The organism is Xenorhabdus bharatensis (assembly GCF_037996705.1).
Lineage (GTDB): Bacteria > Pseudomonadota > Gammaproteobacteria > Enterobacterales > Enterobacteriaceae > Xenorhabdus > Xenorhabdus bharatensis.
Genome location: NZ_JBBMXG010000010.1, coordinates 95,823 through 115,555, shown reverse-complemented (window position 1 = coordinate 115,555; position 19,733 = coordinate 95,823). Strand labels below are relative to the sequence as shown.

At 43.1% G+C, this 19,733-nt stretch carries 15 protein-coding genes; 9 read left to right on the top strand and 6 right to left on the bottom strand.

What is annotated here, in order from left to right:
* Nucleotides 1-38 precede the first annotated feature (38 nt).
* The 3 genes from rpoD to rpsU all read right to left on the bottom strand — a co-directional run bounded on the left by rpoD (nucleotide 39) and on the right by rpsU (nucleotide 4,131).
* A complete protein-coding gene (rpoD, locus tag AAC855_RS11375; RefSeq protein WP_099109706.1) occupies nucleotides 39-1,886 on the bottom strand; it encodes an RNA polymerase sigma factor RpoD in 1,848 nt (615 codons plus the stop codon).
* A gap of 166 nt (nucleotides 1,887-2,052) precedes the next feature.
* A complete protein-coding gene (dnaG, locus tag AAC855_RS11370) occupies nucleotides 2,053-3,801 on the bottom strand; it encodes a DNA primase (RefSeq protein ID WP_340609699.1) in 1,749 nt (582 codons plus the stop codon).
* Between the two features lie 114 nt (nucleotides 3,802-3,915).
* Complete coding sequence (gene rpsU, locus AAC855_RS11365) at nucleotides 3,916-4,131, bottom strand: 30S ribosomal protein S21 (RefSeq protein ID WP_001144069.1); 216 nt, start codon at nucleotides 4,129-4,131, stop codon at nucleotides 3,916-3,918.
* 422 nt (nucleotides 4,132-4,553) lie between these two features.
* On the opposite strand from rpsU, the gene tsaD reads away from it, so the two are divergent.
* On the top strand, nucleotides 4,554-5,585 hold the full coding sequence (gene tsaD / locus AAC855_RS11360) for a tRNA (adenosine(37)-N6)-threonylcarbamoyltransferase complex transferase subunit TsaD (protein WP_340609697.1): 1,032 nt from the start codon (nucleotides 4,554-4,556) through the stop codon (nucleotides 5,583-5,585).
* Between the two features lie 165 nt (nucleotides 5,586-5,750).
* Here tsaD and AAC855_RS11355 read toward each other — a convergent pair whose 3' ends face one another.
* Nucleotides 5,751-6,401: an Ail/Lom family outer membrane beta-barrel protein gene (locus tag AAC855_RS11355; RefSeq protein WP_340609696.1), complete on the bottom strand. Its 651-nt coding sequence runs from the start codon at nucleotides 6,399-6,401 to the stop codon at nucleotides 5,751-5,753.
* A gap of 686 nt (nucleotides 6,402-7,087) precedes the next feature.
* Here AAC855_RS11355 and AAC855_RS11350 point away from each other — a divergent pair.
* Nucleotides 7,088-7,777 (top strand): hypothetical protein, encoded by a 690-nt coding sequence (locus AAC855_RS11350; protein WP_340609695.1) that lies wholly within the window; start codon nucleotides 7,088-7,090, stop codon nucleotides 7,775-7,777.
* Nucleotides 7,778-8,194: 417 nt separating this feature from the next.
* Nucleotides 8,195-8,989 (top strand): class I SAM-dependent methyltransferase, encoded by a 795-nt coding sequence (locus AAC855_RS11345; RefSeq protein WP_340609694.1) that lies wholly within the window; start codon nucleotides 8,195-8,197, stop codon nucleotides 8,987-8,989.
* Nucleotides 8,990-9,970: 981 nt separating this feature from the next.
* Here AAC855_RS11345 and uca read toward each other — a convergent pair.
* The gene (gene uca, locus AAC855_RS11340) at nucleotides 9,971-13,612 is read right to left on the bottom strand and encodes an urea carboxylase (protein WP_340609692.1); all 3,642 of its coding nucleotides are present in this window, start codon (nucleotides 13,610-13,612) and stop codon (nucleotides 9,971-9,973) included.
* Entirely contained in the window at nucleotides 13,605-15,407 is a 1,803-nt protein-coding gene (atzF, locus tag AAC855_RS11335; RefSeq protein WP_340609691.1) for an allophanate hydrolase, read from the bottom strand. Before atzF ends, uca begins: the two co-directional genes overlap by 8 nt.
* Nucleotides 15,408-15,986: 579 nt before the next feature.
* Here atzF and AAC855_RS11330 point away from each other — a divergent pair.
* The 6 genes from AAC855_RS11330 to AAC855_RS11305 all read left to right on the top strand — a co-directional run bounded on the left by AAC855_RS11330 (nucleotide 15,987) and on the right by AAC855_RS11305 (nucleotide 19,654).
* Entirely contained in the window at nucleotides 15,987-16,379 is a 393-nt protein-coding gene (locus AAC855_RS11330) for a hypothetical protein (RefSeq protein ID WP_241537924.1), read from the top strand.
* A 100-nt stretch (nucleotides 16,380-16,479) separates the two neighbouring features.
* Nucleotides 16,480-17,553, top strand: a complete 1,074-nt coding sequence (locus tag AAC855_RS11325; RefSeq protein WP_340609690.1) for a methyltransferase — start codon at nucleotides 16,480-16,482, stop codon at nucleotides 17,551-17,553.
* A gap of 13 nt (nucleotides 17,554-17,566) precedes the next feature.
* Nucleotides 17,567-18,295, top strand: coding sequence for a beta-ketoacyl synthase chain length factor (locus AAC855_RS11320; RefSeq protein WP_340609688.1), 729 nt, complete (start codon nucleotides 17,567-17,569; stop codon nucleotides 18,293-18,295).
* A 1-nt stretch (nucleotide 18,296) separates the two neighbouring features.
* Complete coding sequence (locus AAC855_RS11315; RefSeq protein ID WP_340609687.1) at nucleotides 18,297-19,091, top strand: lysophospholipid acyltransferase family protein; 795 nt, start codon at nucleotides 18,297-18,299, stop codon at nucleotides 19,089-19,091.
* Nucleotides 19,092-19,106: 15 nt separating this feature from the next.
* Complete coding sequence (locus AAC855_RS11310) at nucleotides 19,107-19,391, top strand: phosphopantetheine-binding protein (protein WP_340609686.1); 285 nt, start codon at nucleotides 19,107-19,109, stop codon at nucleotides 19,389-19,391.
* A gap of 14 nt (nucleotides 19,392-19,405) precedes the next feature.
* Entirely contained in the window at nucleotides 19,406-19,654 is a 249-nt protein-coding gene (locus AAC855_RS11305; RefSeq protein WP_340609684.1) for an acyl carrier protein, read from the top strand.
* Nucleotides 19,655-19,733 lie beyond the last annotated feature (79 nt).

Here is a 19,733-nt window from a genome sequence, read left to right as displayed (position 1 = left end):
AAACAGGCGCTTTTCAGACTTATCAGTCAATATCTTGATTAGTCATCAAGGAAGCTACGTAATACTTCCGAACGGCTTGGATGACGCAGTTTGCGCAGAGCCTTCGCCTCGATCTGACGGATACGCTCGCGGGTTACGTCAAACTGTTTACCCACTTCTTCCAGTGTATGGTCGGTGTTCATATCGATACCAAAACGCATACGCAGGACTTTCGCTTCACGCGCAGTTAACCCTGCCAGCACATCGTGGGTTGCTGAACGGAGGCTTTCTGAGGTTGCAGAATCCAGCGGCAGTTCCAGCGTAGTATCTTCAATGAAATCACCCAGATGTGAATCTTCATCATCACCAACTGGCGTTTCCATAGAAATGGGTTCTTTGGCGATTTTCAGCACCTTGCGGATTTTGTCTTCCGGCATCAGCATGCGTTCTGCCAGCTCTTCCGGTGATGGTTCACGCCCCATTTCCTGTAGCATCTGACGAGAAATACGATTAAGTTTGTTAATCGTTTCAATCATATGTACAGGAATACGGATAGTGCGCGCCTGATCGGCGATAGAACGAGTAATCGCCTGACGGATCCACCAAGTAGCATAAGTTGAGAACTTATAACCACGGCGATATTCGAATTTATCAACCGCTTTCATCAGGCCGATATTACCTTCCTGAATTAAATCAAGGAATTGCAGACCACGGTTGGTATATTTCTTGGCAATTGAAATAACCAGACGTAAGTTAGCTTCAACCATTTCCTTCTTCGCACGGCGGGCTTTTGCTTCACCAATTGACATGCGACGGTTGATATCTTTGACTTGATCAATGGTCAGGCCAGTTTCTTCTTCAATCTGACGCAGTTTTTGCAGACTGCGCATGATTTCTTCTTCAACTTCCGGCAGTTTATCAGACCAAGGCTTGTTCATTGCTTTTGCAGCAGTGAACCATGTCTCAGTTGTTTCGTTACCGGAAAACAAAGTGATGAAGTTTTTCTTCGGCATTTTGCACTGTTCAACGCACATCTTCATGATTTGACGCTCTTGAAGACGCACACGATCCATCATGGAACGCATGTTGTTGACCAGATAATCAAACTGCTTTGGTACCAGACGGAACTGTTTGAATACCTCGGACAGCATCAAAATCTCAGCGGCAGTGCTTGGATGACTGCGACCGTGGCTTTTTATTGACTGACGGGTAACTTCATATTGCTCACGCAATTCCATGAATTTTTGGCGAGCCAGTTCCGGATCGATGCTGTTATCATCGTCACTGTCAGTATCATCTTCACCGTCTTCATCTTCATCATCGTCTTCGTCGAGCTCTTCCTGAGGAAGCTCGGAGCCAATGTGAGTCGCTGTTGGTGCAAGATCTTCTTCTGCGTTAGGATCAACAAATCCTGTAATCAGATCAGACAGGCGGCTTTCACCTGCTTCAACATGGTCATACTGTTCTAGCAGATAGGTAATAGCTTCAGGATATTCGGCAACGGAGCACTGTACTTGGTTGATGCCATCTTCAATGCGTTTCGCAATGTCAATCTCACCTTCACGAGTCAGTAGTTCAACTGTACCCATTTCACGCATGTACATGCGAACCGGGTCAGTAGTACGACCGATTTCTGACTCGACACTGGATAACACTTGCGCAGCTGCTTCTGCCGCATCTTCATCGGTGTCGTTTGTGTTTTCTGCCAACATGAGGTCATCGGCATCAGGTGCCTCTTCCATCACCTGGATGCCCATGTCATTGATCATTTGGATGATATCTTCTATCTGATCAGAATCGACGATATCTTCCGGCAGATGGTCATTGACCTCAGCATAGGTCAGATAGCCTTGCTCCTTACCTCGGGTGACAAGTAGCTTCAGCTGTGACTGCGGGTTTTGCTCCATAAGACAGTATCCACACTTCAGAGTATTGGTTGGTGTCAGTCGGCGAAACAAATATGCCAACAATAACATTTAGGGGGCATTTCGTTGTATTGCCACTGCCCTCAATAGCGGCAATTGTAGGGCTATCTCCCTACCTCATCCGGCACTTAAGCCGTAAATTCTGGATTCATTTTTTAGCGCTGGATTCAGAAATCAGCCAGACTTCTTTACGTTCTTCCGGTGTCAGACCTTCAGTTCTTTCTTTAGCAACCAAAAAGTTAAAACGTTCTTCTAGCGCTGATGCAAAAAGATGATTTAACGCATCACTAAACGTTTTTTCAGCAATTTCTTCTACTTGTATATCGTTCCATGCGGCGAGTTTTTCAAGCTGTTTTGCGTACTTATTATCGCGATATTGCTCCAAAAGTTGACCGGTTGTTAACCCCGGTTGAGCAAGGCATGTGTCGACAAGCTCAATAAATAGCGGTAATCCCGCTACCTGAGCAGAAAACATTCCCTGTAATGAAGGGACTAATGTCGCTAAATGCGGGTTCTGTACCAGTAATGCGATTAGTATGCGCATTGTCGTTGGTTTCAGTTTTAGCGCCTGATAAGTATTGGTATCTTTTTTGACAAGCTTTGCTAAAGATCGTTCCAATTGTGTAGTATCAGGTATGCCCAGCAGTTTCCCAAGTTCTTTTAGCAGGTAAAGCCGCAACGCTTCGCCCGGAATCTGACTAATCAGTGGCATCGCAAGTGAATTAAGCTTAGTTGCCCCTTCTGGGGTACTTAAATCAACCTGTAACAATAGTGAATCAAACAGAAATTCAGACAGAGTCAGTGCCTTTTCCATTCTCTGTTCAAATACTTCCCGCCCTTCTTTGCGTACTAGTGAATCTGGATCTTCGCCATCAGGCAAGAACATAAAACGTAATTGCCGGCCATCATTCAGATAAGGTAATGCTGTTTCCAGCGTCCTCCATGCGGCAGTGCGGCCTGCACGGTCTCCATCGTAACAACAGATAACACTATCGGTTGTCCGGAAAAGTAGCTGAACGTGCTCGGCTGTCGTCGATGTTCCTAACGAGGCTACTGCATAATCAATGCCAAACTGAGCCAGTGCGACGACATCCATATAACCTTCAACCACCAATAACCGAGAAAGGGTATTGTGGCTTTGCTGCGCTTCATAAAGACCATACAACTGGCGGCCTTTATGGAAAATTTCCGTTTCCGGTGAGTTCAGATACTTGGGAAGTGCATCCCCCAAGACTCTGCCTCCAAATGCAATGACACGGCTCCTGCGATCACGAATAGGGAACATAATACGTTCACGGAAACGGTCATAAGTGCGGCCGTTATCATTCGTGACCAGCATCCCTGCATCGCTTAACTGCTTGCGGTCTTCGGTATTATGGGCAAACTGCTTCAGGACATTATCCCACCCTGCAGGGGCGAAGCCGATTGCAAAACGCTGAATGACCTCTTCACTGAGCCCGCGTCTGGTCAGATATTGCCGGGCGGCCTGTCCGTTTGGTGTCGTCAGTGAACGTTGATAGAAACTGTTTAGTTTATCCATCAACTGATAAAGATTTTGCCGTTGGTGACGTTCGATGTGCCCGCCGCCTGAGCCTGCTTCGTAAGGGACTTCCAGCCCGTGCATTGTAGCCAGTTCTTCAATGGATTCGACAAAATCTAACCTGTCATAATTCATTAAGAAATCGATGGCGTTACCGTGGGCTCCACACCCGAAGCAATGATAAAACTGTTTATCGCCATTAACAGTAAATGAAGGGGTTTTCTCATTATGAAAAGGACAACACGCCTGATGGTTTTTACCTTTCTTTTTGAGAGGCACTCTGACATCAATTAGATCAATGATATCGGTTCTTGCTAACAAGTCATTGATAAATGCGCGTGGAATTCGTCCAGCCATAAGCCCTTTTACGCCTGTTGATGAACGAGAATAAGCCGCGCTTTCTCAGAGAAAGCACGGCCTTTAACTGCAGTTGTTTGTTAAAACAAACACTTTGCGGACGGGCCGCAAAGATTAGTACAAACGAGTGCGACGTGCGTTTTCACGAGCCAGCTTTTTAGCGTGGCGCTTAACCGCGGATGCTTTAGCGCGTTTGCGTTCAGTCGTTGGTTTTTCATAGAACTCACGACGACGAACTTCTGCTAATACGCCTGCTTTTTCGCAAGAACGCTTGAAGCGACGCAGAGCTACGTCAAATGGCTCGTTTTCACGTACTTTAATTACTGGCATGTGCCTCTCACCTCAATAGAAATCGGGTTTGTCGCTGGCGTGATAGTGCCAGCCGTCTTTAAAATGGTGCGGAATTTTACTTCAATGAGCACGGCTTTGTAAAGGGCCGTGGAAAATTGAAACACACAACGTCGCAGGTTATAGGTCGCTTTTTTGTACGCAAAACAAGCAATCCGGGCCGACGTTATTCACTTAACCACACTGGATATTCAAGTAGGGGACTGATTATAGACTAAACAGAGCAAAGAGTCAGCATGTAAATGGAACCTATTGCCTGTCATTGCGTTAAATATGCATACCCGAAAACTAATGGAGTCTAACTGAATAGTGGTTGTAAACAGATGTGGTAATAAATAGATAGTGATACACTGGCCTCCGCTTTAATTATTTGCTTTAACTACCGTGACGAGATAACAAGTACAATGCGAGTTTTAGGTATAGAAACGTCCTGCGATGAAACTGGAATCGCAATTTATGATGACAAATCCGGCCTGCTAGCCAATCAATTGTACAGTCAGGTAAAACTACATGCCGATTATGGTGGAGTTGTGCCTGAACTGGCATCCCGTGATCATATCCGTAAAACAGTTCCTCTGATTCAGGCGGCTTTGAAAGAAGCGGGTCTGACAAGTAAAGATATTGATGCTGTTGCTTACACCGCAGGCCCCGGTTTAGTGGGGGCATTGATGGTTGGAGCGACTATTGGTCGTTCACTGGCGTTTGCATGGGATGTACCCGCTATTCCTGTTCATCATATGGAAGGGCATTTATTAGCGCCTATGCTGGAAGAGAATAAACCTGAATTTCCTTTTGTCGCTTTACTGGTTTCTGGTGGTCATACTCAGCTTATTAGCGTGACAGGTATTGGCAAGTATACTCTGCTTGGTGAGTCGATTGATGATGCAGCGGGTGAAGCTTTCGATAAAACGGCAAAATTACTGGGTCTGGATTACCCCGGGGGGCCTGTTCTTTCTCGTATAGCGCAGCAAGGTAAAGCAGGGCGTTTTGTTTTCCCTCGTCCAATGACCGATCGTCCGGGGCTGGATTTCAGTTTTTCTGGTTTGAAAACGTTTGCAGCGAATACGATTCGTAATCATGTAGCGGGCTGTGATGCTGAACAGGATGAACAAACCAAAGCAGATATTGCACACGCATTTGAAGAGGCTGTTGTTGATACTCTGGTCATAAAATGTAAACGGGCATTGGAGCAGACTGGCTTCAAGCGGTTGGTTATGGCAGGAGGGGTGAGTGCAAACCGTACATTGCGTATCAGAATGCAAAATATGGCAGAAAAATTGCATGGTGAAGTTTTTTACGCCCGCCCTGAATTTTGTACTGATAACGGGGCAATGATCGCATTGGCTGGAATGATCCGTTTGACTAACGGAACAAAGAACAATTTAGGTGTAACGGTGAAAGCGCGCTGGCCGTTATCTGAGCTTCCTTCATTATAATCTAAGTCAATACCTTTAATCTCTCAGGGTTTAATTCCCCGCCGCAAGCGACGGGGAATTCATAAAGTCACAAGTACTATTCAGGATTAAAGGATATTTAGCCCTGAATAGCGCTTTGTTTCTGTAAAAGTGAATAAACACTAAAGCACTACCACACATTTTTTCTTAAAACCGATACCCTACGCCGACATTAAATCCATTGATATAGTTGTTAACGCCCTCGTTACGCGATCCTCTGGGAGCATGTTTTGACGTAGTAACCTCATAGGCAAGATAAACGCTGAAGTTTTTCACCGGATTAATTTCAATACCTGCACCATAAGCAAGCTCATTCGTTTTCAGCGTTTCATCAGCAGCCGGTAAAATATCAAAATCACCAGAATTAGCTCCATCATTAGTATCTATGGCGGTTTTATGTGCACGATTTGTTACATGAGCAATACCGATTAGGCTATAAATACTCAGATAATCATTGATACGATAAGCGGGGCCTACCATTAGGGAAAAGTATTTTGACTTAAACGCGACTGGTTGCTCAAATTGTGTGTTTTGATGATTTCCAGAGGCTGAATTTGTATATTTTACGACTTGATCTGTGCTACCTCTCATATGAGTGAATGTACCTATAATACTGACTGGCGAGTCCCATTCATAACGATAATGGACATTAACTCCATCAAGATAGGTATTAGCTGGCGTTGATATTTGACTATTTGAATATCCTATGCCGAAAGTCTGAGTATCAGCCTTTGCTAATGAACCATATATAAAGAAGGGAGTGGCCAAAGTTATTATAAGTAGTTTTTTTGCTACCATGATTACATACCTTCAATGTTTATTATCTGAATCAAGTATAGATGATTTATAAAATAAACAAGTGAAAAATCATGAAGGTATAATTAATCTCAATTGGTTATATATTATTTAATTTATATCCAATAAAAATGGCGATATATGACTTCTGAATTACATCATGTTTATTTAGAATGATTACATGTCATATGAAGTTTATGACTTTAAATTAACAGAATGCATATCCCTTCCCAATAATTACTCCCTTTCTTACATTCTCTGATATTTATCTCAAGCGAACGCTCTCTTCTCTATTTTTCAAATTGATACTTTGGCAATCCTTATAATCACTCGATGATATAATTTCATTTATTATGGTTTAATTTGAGTATTATAAATCCATTGTGAGGTAATTGTAATATATGTCATACAGTGGTGGTAATTTCATTATAAAAAATAAAGTTTGTAATATTACTAACAAGAACAGGAGTTACTATTGAGAAATCCTGTTTTTAAATAAAACAATGGAATATGTATTAATAACTGATGCAATAAAATACAGTCTATTTTTTAGTCTAACTTTAAAAATTGCTCACTACTCAAGAATACGAATTCTTCTAATAAAGGGAAGAATCAGTATTTAAGTGACAATTTATCTCGCTATTTATTTAAATTATTTTTTATCATATATCAATCTCAAGGAGGTAATTATGATCAAGGCAGACAAATATCAACCATTCGGAGATGAAAGTGTCGGCTATCCACAAATATGTATTCGTACCAATCGAACGGTTGACCGTACGAATATGAAGCCAATAATAGAAAAAGCGATGGCTATAGGGCAACAGTATCCGTGGAGTGAGAAAGACACAATAATTAGAGAAGTATTTAAAGTATTGGGAAGTGACTTTGGCGGAGGTGGCTTTGGTCATGCATGGGTTATTTACTTCAATAGTGCAAAAGAAGGAGATAATACATCCTATGCTTTTCATGCAGGATATGGCTTCGTAAAAAACTCAGAATTTACCAATGATTCTCCAGAGAGGAAATTCCACCTTCAGCGCTGTGTGAAGGTTGATAGTAAAGCGATAAATCCTGAACTAATAGAAATGAAACTTATACCTAAGTTAATAGATGAAAGTAACCAGTTGGCAAAACTGATGCAACTTACCTCTGAAGATATGAAGAATGGGGTATACACACCTATAACAAATTGCTCGTGGTTTGCCGGAAATTTATGGAACCAGATAACAAAATTGACATTCGAGCAATCTATTGAAGATGGTATCAATATTGATGAGTTGGCTGATAAACTGGATCTTCCATTTATAAAGAATATTAGAGGTATTGGAGACCCCGGAATGCTTGCTGAGAGCATTGAAAATGGATTGCATATTTAACGCAAAAAATTACTGATAATAATTGAAACAAACTGGCTTAATTACCCTAGAATTAAGCCAGCATTTGTACTTATGATCGGATTTACTCCCTGTATGGTTACACTCAAAAATTAACTCCAGAGCCAACATACTATATACCTTTTCATAATAGTGAGAGTATCAGCATGCGGTGTTCCTTACCCCGCGTGTCACGCGGGGTAAGGAGTACTCCTATCATTTTGAAAAGTTATTTAGCGTAATTTCTCACTAACCTATCCTGAATATATTGTCAATTGGGTTGCGCAAGACACCTCACATCCAAGGCTTCAAAAAAGATCAAGGCTTATCAAATTATAATATTACCACTTGAAATAATTAAGTTATTTTTATTCGATTGCTCGATAAAATAGTACTCACACGCAATATTGGATGTTATTTATGTCAAGTTATACATTGGATAATTCTTATAGACAGGCAAGCTATCGTTTATCGTTATTAGAACATCATTTAGATCCTATGACTCAGCGTCGTATAAAAATGCTTGACCTTGCCCAAGGTTCTCGTTGTCTGGAGATTGGTGCTGGAAATGGTTCAATCGCTAAATGGTTGTGTAGGCATGTTGGAGCTAGCGGCAGTGTAGTGGCAACGGATATCAATACAACATTACTTGAGCATATCGAGCTCCCCAATCTTGAAATATGGGAGCATGATATTCTCAAATCGGAACTACCGGACTCATCATTTGATTTTATTCATGCTCGTTGGGTTCTTTATCATTTACCATCAAATCTGGAATATGTGATCCAACGGATGATTAATGCACTTCGTCCATCTGGAATATTATTATTAGAAGACATTGATTTTTTCCCAATAAATACTTCCTCATCTGCTGTATATCGTGAGTTTATGACAGCTTTAGCCAATGCAATGGCCACATCATCTGGGCGAGATGGCTTTTGTATGCGTAACCTACCAAAAATTATTGCTACAACGGAACTGACGCAAGTTGGAGGAGAAGGAGATCTTCCTGTCATTCAAGGTGGAGGGGCGGCAGCTAAATTCGTTGAATTAACTGCGGTGCAAATACGTGAAAAAATGCTGGCAGACTCCTCATTATCTTTGGACAAATTTGAGCGGGGTTTACAGCTACTCAACTCACCAGATTTTTGGGCGTTTGGAGCGGCTAATATTGCTGTCTGGGGAAGGAAAAACATCAACACATTACATGCATGACCATTTTTCAAAATACAAGGCTTCAGCCTCTCACCAGAGGTGGGCCTTTGGCTAAGAAAATTCAATAGATAGATTGGTTGATCATTTTCAAGGTAATTGTCATTATATCATTAATTATAAATTATAAATTATAAATTATAAATTATAAATTATAAATTGGAAGCATGACCCATTTTTTTGCTGACATCAAGTGCCAGCAAAAAAGCTGTACTCACACCAAGTGATTTTGTTTTTTTTGTTTTCTATATATTTTCATTGCTCTAAATAACGGTATCATAGAGACAATAATGATGCTTAAATTGATTAAGCAAGATATTATGTACATACTAAAATACGAAATATATTCAAACCTAAAGTTGGTGTAGATCATTAGTAATAAAGAAAAAGAATTTAAAATAAAGAAAGAAAAATAAATGAATGTCAAAGAGACTGAAAATATAATAAATAAATCTGTTTTTTCTATCGCTATATCTTTTCGTCCTTTAATCAAGTCAAAGCAAAAACTCCATCTTTTTTCTCTTCTTGCTATTTCGTTAAGGATGATAACATATAAAGCGAGAGCAATAATGAATGTTTTTTTGAAAAGGTATATTTTTCCGAACAAACCGAAATTAACGGAAGGAAAAACAATATAAGCAAGGTGAATATTGGATATGACTGTAAATAGTGCAAACAAACTACTAATAATATAGTAGGCTAAATGTTTTTTACGCATAGATATCCTATGTTTTTTTAACTAAAATTTGAGATGAATGGAAAAATCGTCCGTTTAAGAGAGTAACTCTATCTATTTTTCATACAGTGACAACTCAAATTTTCATATTTTTTATTATCAATGACAATAAAGTGTCCTGAAGTAATATTTTTAATAGTAGGTGTGAAGAGCTAATATTTTTACCCATCTGAAGGCTAACTAAGGCGTAGTTTACCCTCAGACGAGGGTATTATTATTTATTACGGCTATGTGATATCACTGATACATCAGCTATCTCCCGCACCCAACCACAACAATGCATCTCCGGGGCTAATCGCACTCCCCGGCTGACAGCTAATCCTTGTAACACGGCCAGCCTGTGGAGCATGAATGGCCAGCTCCATCTTCATGGCCTCTACAATAATCAGCGGCTGCCCTTCTTCCACGTCATCGCCTGATTTGACCAATACTTTCCAGATATTCCCACTCATATCCGCACTAATTTGCAAACCATCCTCATTAAGTTCTTCTTGTGACTGTTCTTCTCCATCCTGAACAGGACTCTCTTCCTCCAACTGTTCCTGTTGCCAGCGCATGACCTCGGTTTCAAAAGCCACTGCCTGCCTTAGTTTAAAATAGGCAATATCTTCGGCATTTTCTTTCAGAAAGCGCTGGTGTTCGGCAAAATCAAACTGCGTATTTTCAATATGGATAGCTGTACGCCCTTCCTGAAAATCTTCCCGTAACTGCTCTAACTCTGGTTCAGTAACAGGATAAAAACGTATTTGATCGAAGAATCGCAATAGCCACGGCTTATCTTCCGCGAACTGTTCATTTTTCAGAAATTTGTTCCAAATTGGCAGGGTTCGTCCCACCAACTGATAACCTCCGGGAGAATCCATGCCATAGATACACATATACGTACCGCCAATACCCACTGTTCCTTCTGCAGTAAAAGTACGTGCCGGATTGTATTTTGAGCTTAAAAGACGATGACGAGGGTCGATTGGAACAGCGCACGGAGCACCCAGATACACATCGCCCAGACCGAGGATCAGGTAACTGGCATCAAATAGGATACGGCGCACAGCTTCACGATCAACCAGCCCGTTAATACGCTGAATAAAATCGACGTTATTCGGTAACCACGGCGCACTGGATCTTACCGTGCTCTGATAACGGTTCACTGCTCCCAGTGTTGCACTGTCTTCAAATGCCATCGGCAGATGGATAATGCGTGATGGCACTTTCATCGTGCTGACATTGCCAAGCTGTTTTTCCAAATCGAGCAACAAAGCAATGAGTTTTTGCTGCTCAATTTGCCGGTTGTCATAGCGGATTTGCAAAGAACGGACACCCGGAGCAACTTCGTTAATTCCCGGTTCAGCTAAAGCATGTAATTTTTCCATCAACAGATGTACCCGCAGGCGTAGCGCCAAATCCAGAATATTTTCACCATATTCGATCAGAATATAGTTATCCCCCGCCTGACGATAAACAACCGCCGGAGCAGAATGGGTGGCGGAAATCTCTGCCAGCACGGCACCAGAATGCGCTTCTTCTGCTATCTGTAACGTTCGTTCTAGTTTTAACGGTGCTTCCGACGTTGATCTCAACGTGGCAATAATACGATTTTGCTGCTCTTCCAGAGTGACCGCCTCTTCAATACTGATGGGATGGAAGCGGATACGATCTCCCGGTTTGACCTGACCGACTTTCCACAATTCAGCTTTGGCGATAGTAACCGGGCAAACAAAACCACCGAGGCTAGGCCCGTCACGGGTGAGGATGACAGGAAAATCGCCCGTAAAATTGATAGAACCAATCGCATATTCACAATCATGAATATTTGAAGGATGTAAACCTGCTTCACCACCATCAGGGCGCGCCCAGACAGGTTTTGGGCCTGTCAGCCGTACACCCAGACGGTTTGAATTGTAATGCACCTGCCATTCAGTGGAGAAAAATTCATCCATATAGTCCTGAGCGAAAAAATCAGGCGCACCATGCGGCCCATAAAGTACGCCAATATCCCATATATCACCATAAACGGGGATCGCGGCAGGTTCAGGTGCCTGCGGTAGGCTGATTGGCGCAGGCGTTGTGCAGGCAGGTAAGGCAGGCTGTGAGATGGGAAGCATATCGGCAATTTTTAAGATACGACCAGCATGCCCGCCAAATTGCCCGAGTACAAAGGTGGAACGGCTTCCGAGGTAACAAGGAACATCAAGGCCATTTCTGACCGCAAGGTATGTACGGCAGCCGGATTTTGCCCGTCCTATCTCAAGTATTTGCCCGGCCTTGATATTCAGTGGTTGCCAATAAGGTACGTTTGTTCCATCTAATAATGCGGTACTCTCTGCTCCGGTCAACGCGATCAATGCATCACAATGAAACTGTAAGGTTGGCCCCTCCAGCGTAAACTCCAGTCCGGCTGCCGACTCATGATTACCGACAATCCGGTTGGCTAACCGAAAAGCCAAATCATCCATCGGGCCGGATGGCGGAACACCGATATCCCAATACCCCAACCGACCGGGATAATCCTGAACACTGCTCCAGGTTCCCGCTTGCAGAACCTCGATAGCACTTGCCTGAGGTTCAAAACTATCAAGCATTCGGGTCCAGACTTGCCCTTGCTGGAATGACTTACTGGCTGTAATTTGACGCAGGTATTCCAGATTGGTTGTAATGCCATGCAATTGGCAGGAATCCAGTGCCTCACGCAGTTTGATCAGCGCTTTTTCCCGGTTTTCTGCATGAACAATCATTTTAGCGATCATCGGATCATAAAATGCAGACACCTCACTGCCCGTGCGCACTCCACTATCGATTCGTGTACCTTCAGGGAATTTAACTTCCGTCAGGACTCCCGGAGCGGGCTGAAAGTTTTTCAGTGGGTTTTCTGCATACAGCCGCACTTCAATCGCAGCTCCAACCGGTGTCCGCGTTAAATCCGCCCAGTCAATGGGTAGCTCAGCCGCCACCCGCAGCATATACTCCACTAAATCAAGCCCGGTCACGCATTCCGTCACGGGATGTTCGACTTGCAGACGAGTATTAACCTCAAGAAAGTAAAACTCATCCTGTTCGACATCATAAATGTACTCCACCGTACCTGCGCTGCGATAATTCACCAGCCGGCCCAATTGCACTGCGGAATCCAGCAATGCCGTTCGGGTTTGTTGCGGTAAATGAGGCGCCGGTGCTTCTTCGACGACTTTTTGATTCCGGCGCTGCAAAGAGCAATCACGCTCTCCCAGCGCGACGACATTACCTTTACCATCGCCGAAAATCTGCACTTCAATATGGCGGGCCTGCCTGATACACCGCTCCAAAAATACGCCGGTATCACTGAAAAACTGTTCACCAAGACGGCGCACACTCTCCCATGCCTCACTCAGTGCATTTTCGTCATAACAACAACTAAGGCCGATCCCACCACCACCCGCAGTGCTTTTCAGCATAACCGGATAACCGATAGTTTCAGCAGCACTAAGCGCTTCATCCAGTGAATTAAGCAACCCTGTTCCCGGTGTCATCGGTACACCTGCTTCTGCGGCCAGTTCGCGGGCGCGGTGCTTCAGGCCAAATTCACCAATCTGATGTGATGTCGGGCCCACAAAGACAATACCTGCTTTTTCACACGCTTCTGCAAACAGTAGACATTCAGACAGAAAGCCATATCCCGGCCAGATGGCCTCTGCATGGCTCTGTTGTGCTGCTCCTATAATTTTGTCGATACACAAGTAGCTCTCACTGGCTTTTTCGCCGTTTAGCGGCAATGCAATATCAGCATCTTTAACATGTTGTGAATTTTTATCTGCGTCTGAATATACAGCCACACTGACAATCCCGAGCCGTTTCAAAGTACGAATAGCTCGGCAGGCAATTTCTCCGCGGTTAGCAATCAATACCGTTTTAAACATTATTTTTCTCCTGACTGATAACCCAATTACGCCAGCCACCGAACGCGGTAATATCCGTTGCACCATTCAGTGCAACCGGTTCGCAGATGAAACCTTTTACCCAGCGACCATCGGCTAATTCCAGTGAACCGATACCTAACGGAGGCGGTATTTCACCGACAAACGCACCAAAATAGGCCAATGGGATATCCCAAAGCTCAATACTGATTGATGCGCCTGTGTCATCCCTGACTAATCCGGGTTTGGGGGGCTGAGTGTTGGCTAGTTCGTAGAGTCGGTAACAGCATGCGGTCTGTGTGGCCTCAACAAATACGGCGTTACGTTCGATTAATTGATTGTTCAGTGGCATGCCCCGAAGATGGGCTCCGACGACTGCTAACCGAATATGCTGCCCGGATGGTGGTAGCACCATTGCTTCCCCATCCAGTAATTGGCCGGTGGCACCAAGTGGTAATGCAAGATGCTGCTGCCAGCGCAAACCAAATGATGCGAGTGCGCGGTCATGCCAGGCTGGTGCAAGTAAGGTAACACCTGCGGGTAATCCGTCAGTTCGGAAAGGGGCAGGCAAAGCAAGTGCGGAAAGATTGGCAAGATTGGTGAAATTGGTATAAATGCCAAGTTCGGAATTATAGTGAATCGGCTCCCGTCTAATTTCTTCAATCGTTCTGATCGTTGGTGCAGTAGGAACAATAAGGGCGTCAAAGCCGGCTAATATATGCTGGATCTTCCTCGCCAGTGTTGCCCGCTGGTATTCGGCCTTAAACGTATCGACGGCACTGTACTTTTTACCACCAGCAATAATCTGGTACACCTCTGGAACCATCATTGCAGGAAAACTCAGCATGCCATTCACAACCGTCGTGCGTTCAGCAATCCATGCGCCCTGATAAAGTTGTTCAGCCAGTTGGCTGAATACCAAGAAATCAATTGGCTGAAGAGTTACCCCCATGTTTTGTAACTCGTACAAAGCCTTCTGCCATGCGGATTCGGCAATCGTGTCATGGCAAAATACAGGATTTGCAGGAATAGCAAATACAGGTTGATCCGGCAATGTTGCGGGAGTAGATGCCGGATTTATGCAGGAATAAGCATCATTGTCGTCGAATCCTCCGGCAATATCCGCAACACTGAAAGCATCTTCAACTGTCAGGGCAAAAACAGACAGGGTATCGTTGAGTCGACAGGCAGGAACAACCCCTTTGGCGGAAAGCCAGCCCTTCGTGGGTTTCAAACCGACAATATTATTGAAGCCAGCAGGCACTCGTCCGGAACCAGCGGTATCCGTCCCAAGCGCGAATGGCACTAATCCTCTGGCAACGACAGAAGCAGAGCCAGAGCTGGAGCCGCCGCTAATATAACGATCATTGAAACTGTTTTTAACCACGCCATAAGGTGAACGAGTGCCGACTAATCCGGTTGCAAACTGATCCATATTCGTTTTTCCCACGACGATCGCTCCCGCCGCTTTTAGTCTGGCAACCGCTGTCGCATCTTCATCTGCAATATATTCAAACGCTGGGCAAGCCGCCGTTGTCGGCCAGCCAGCAACATCAATATTGTCCTTAACGGCAAAAGGAATACCGAATAATGGAAATGCGTCGGGACTACGCTGATAGGCAGGTAACAGTAAACCAATTTGAGCCTGCAACTGTTCCGGTGTTGCAAGATAAATCCAGGCATTATCATCAGGTAAAAAGGAATCTAGATGCTGTCGCAGTAAAGCAAAAACGGACTCCACATCCTGTCGTATCCGCTCATGCCAGTATTTTAAGGTGCAGCCAGTCATTGATGTCATGCTGTGGTACTCCTGTAGATATAATAGGGTTTACACAGCAATACACATGCCAAGATAGTAATATGCTTTTTTTCAACTAATTAAGGTTGGGGAAAAGATGAGATCTAATCATTTGCACTATGATGGTTCATGAGTTGAACAATAATGGTGCTTACTTTTAACTCAGCCGATTAACGATAAGAAAATGAATGGCAATAATAAGAATAAATATGGTGATTATTATTCATCTGGTGAATAAATCACTTGAATAAAAATAGAGAATAAATATGAATGATCATTATTAGAGAGAGAATAAATTGCGTCCAACTTTTTATTAAAATATCAGTATATTTTTTATATTTCACTTAACCTGTCAAATTACAAAATTATAGGTAAATATAAACAATTTCATTTTACAAACAAACTTTTATAACGAACTATCTATAAATGATAGCAATAACAACGAGTCAATTAATGCTCAACAAATCACTGTTCAGTTAAGGGTGGGCAGTAAGTGTAGCGATATCATCATTATTTATTTAATATAGCGTCGAAAATAGACATATTGCTTGTGATCCATCCCGACCCCAAAAGAGAAAAATGATGAAAACAACATCCAAGATATTAGTTAGTCTGGCCTGTGTCGTTATGCTCGCCGGCTGTGCCCGCACAACCCCAATAAATACTCAACAAACCACAATCGTGACAAAAAATTCACTGCCTACAGTGAAAAAAGCGATCCTTGAGGCAGGGCAAAAACGTAAATGGATAATGAATGAAGTTTCTCCGGGCGTTATCGACGGATTACTGAATACTCGTGGGCACGAAGTTAAGATACGTATTACCTATACGAATAAAAATTATTCTATTCACTATGTCAGCAGTAAAGGACTAAAGGCTAAAAACGGAAAGATCCACCGTAAATATAATATGTGGACTAATACATTGAATAATGACATTCAAGTGCGTTTAGCTACTATGGCTAACCAATAATTTCTCCATGTTACTGGCGTATTTCACGCGAACGTAGCCCTATCAACACATTAACCCTAATTCTATTAGGGTTTAAATATTCCACTGGATATACGGATATATGACCACTCCCCATAATTACGACAAAGATGATTTAAGTGCGTTTGAAGCAATTACTGAAGCTCAGCGCATTGCTTTTGCACCCATGCTATTTCAGACGGCAATTTGCCTACGTGATTTTGGCATCTTATCTTTTCTGGATAAACACCATAAAGAGGGAGCAACAAAAGATGAAATCTGTAATGGTTCAAAATTAGACAGCTATGGAATAGGTGTTTTATTGGATATGGGGTTAAGTGGCAGAATTATCCTGAAGCGCGATGATCATTATTTCCTCAGTAAAATTGGTCATTATTTGTTGCATGACAAAATGACTCGCGTCAATATGGATTTTACTCAGGACGTATGTTACCAAGGCCTGTTTCATCTTAAAGAATCGCTGCAAGAAAATAAGCCTGCCGGTTTAAAAGTATTTGGTGAGTGGTCAACCATTTATCCTGCTCTCAGCCAACTACCAGAGCCAGCTAAAACAAGTTGGTTCTCATTTGACCATTTTTACTCTGATTCTGCTTTCAATGCAGCATTAAAAGCTATTTTTTCCCTGAATCCCAAATTGATTTATGACGTTGGTGGAAATACAGGAAAATGGGCATTGCGCTGTTGCCAATATGACAGTAAAGTCAGCGTCACTATTCTGGATTTACCCCAGCAAATTGAACTGGCTGAAAAAAATATCCGCAGTCAGGGAATGGCTGAACGTATTTCAGGCCACCCTGTTGATATGTTATCGGATTGTGAATTACCTAAAGATGCCGATATTTGGTGGATGAGTCAGTTCCTCGATTGTTTTTCCGAAACACAGATTATTGATATTTTATGCAAGATCTCTGCATCAATGAAACCAGATGCCAGAGTATGCATCATGGAATTATTCTGGGACTGTCAACCATTTGAAGCGGCTGCTTATAGCCTCAATGCAACTTCGCTTTATTTTACCTGCATGGCAAATGGCAATAGCCGTTTTTATAGTATGGACAACTTTAATCAATTCCTCGATAAAGCCGGATTTGTAGTAGAAAACAAAATTAATCAGTTAGGGCTTGGGCATACGCTACTGGTTTGCAAGAAAAAATAATTGACGGTATTTCATGAAATTGACATTGGATATTACAGATTGGCAAGCCGTAGCTCCGGGCCTTTCTGTTCCTGAAGAATGGGAAAAATGGTCTGCCATTTCACCTACTGCCATAGATGGATCACACCCTCTGGCAAAATGCTCTCAGCTCCCGATGATGACTGCCCGCCGTCTCAATTCGGGCAGCCGCCTAGCTGTAGATTGTGGTTTAAGCATTTTGCGCCGGAATAAAGTGGATGCCATAGTCTATACCAGCCGCCATGGTGAACTGGAGCGCAATTATCAGATACTAATGAATCTGGCACAAACCGAACCTGTTTCCCCAACTAACTTCGCCATGTCAGTTCATAATTCGTCTGTGGGGAACCTTACTATTGTTGCCAAAGCACCGCTGGTTTCTTCTTCAGTTTCTGCCGGAATTGACAGTTTTCAGCAGGGGTTATTTGAAGTCGCGACCCTGCATCATGCTGGTTATAACAACGTGTTACTTGTCGATTTTGACGGCAAGATCCCTGATTTCTACCACAATGAGATAGATGAAAATACGCCCACCTATCCATTCGCTGTTGCATTGCTTTTTGCGCAAGGAAATAGCCTGCATTGTGAAAAGCATCCGTCACCGGAGACAGAGCCTGCCCTTCCCCAGAGCCTTCAGTTTTTACACGGCTGGCTAAAGGGAAAACCACGCTTTACCGTCGCTGGAGATCACTGTACATGGCACTGGAGCAACAGGAGCAAATAGTATGGAAGGAAAGATAACAGACCGCATAACTGAGCAGGCTAATTGGCTTTGGCGCCTGCTGATGACTGGGTTCTGTTTTGCCCTGTTTGGTATTGGTGGGTTATTGCTTTCTCTGATCTGGTTTAATTTATTATTAATTTTTCAGCGTAATGCTGAGAAACGGCTCCGTATCGCACGGCGTAGTATCTCAACCTGTTTTCGCCTGTTCCTGTTTTTAACCAGAAAACTGGGAGTATTGGATTATCACTTTAATGGTGCAGATAAGCTACGCACAGATAAAGGCTGCCTAATCGTCGCCAATCACCCTACTTTGTTGGATTACGTCATCCTGGCATCGAATCTGCCGGATGTGGATTGCATCGTCAAATCTGCACTGCTACGTAACCCTTTTCTCAGTGGTGTGGTTCGCTCCGCTCGCTATCTCATCAACAGTGATGCCGAAACTTTGCTACCTGCATGCCGCGAGAGGCTGACTACCGGTGGCAATATCTTGATTTTTCCGGAAGGGACGCGTACAACGCCCGGTCATCCTATTTCACTCCAGCGCGGTGCAGCCAATATTGCGGTCCGCTGTGAATGTGATGTCCGGATTGTACACATTACATGCAGCCAAAAGATGCTGGATAAAAAAAGTAAGTGGTATCAAATCCCACCCAAAAAACCGATTTATACCATTACCGTTGGTGAGCAACTCGCCAATAAGGATTTTTCTGCCGATATAGAGAGCGGATACGCTATTGCTGCCCGCCAACTCAATCGTCAACTCACTCGGTTATTAACACCATCAAATTACTAGATGTTGGATACAATAATGCAAGAATCAAACACGCAAGAACTAAACCAAAACTTACAGATCGAAATAAAACAACTCATTATAGATACCCTGAATCTGGAAGATATCACCCCTGCTGATATTGAAACCGAAGCACCTCTGTTCGGTGATGGGCTGGGATTAGACTCCATTGATGCGTTGGAGTTAGGTCTGGCGGTTAAAACCCGCTATGGCATTGTGCTATCCGCCGAAAGTGAAGATATGCGTCAGCATTTTTCTTCTGTTGCTACATTGTCATCTTATATCGAGTCACAACAGGGATAACAGCAGAGTCACTCATGGAAAAACAACAAATTTATCAGGAAATTTTACAACTTTTGGTCAAACTGTTTGAGCTTTCTCCCGAAGATATCACGCCTAATTCACGCCTCTATGAAGATCTGGAACTCGACAGCATTGATGCTGTTGATATGGTTGTTCATTTACAGAAAAAGACAGGGCGTAAAATTAAACCCGAAGCATTCAAATCTGTCCGCACCGTTCAAGATGTGGTGGATGCCGTCGAGCAGCTGCTGCAAGAAGAGTAATTTCTATCAGCCATAAGGCTTTAATGTATTAAAACGTTGAAATATACAGCAGGGAAACGCCGGGTAAGAAATTGAAATT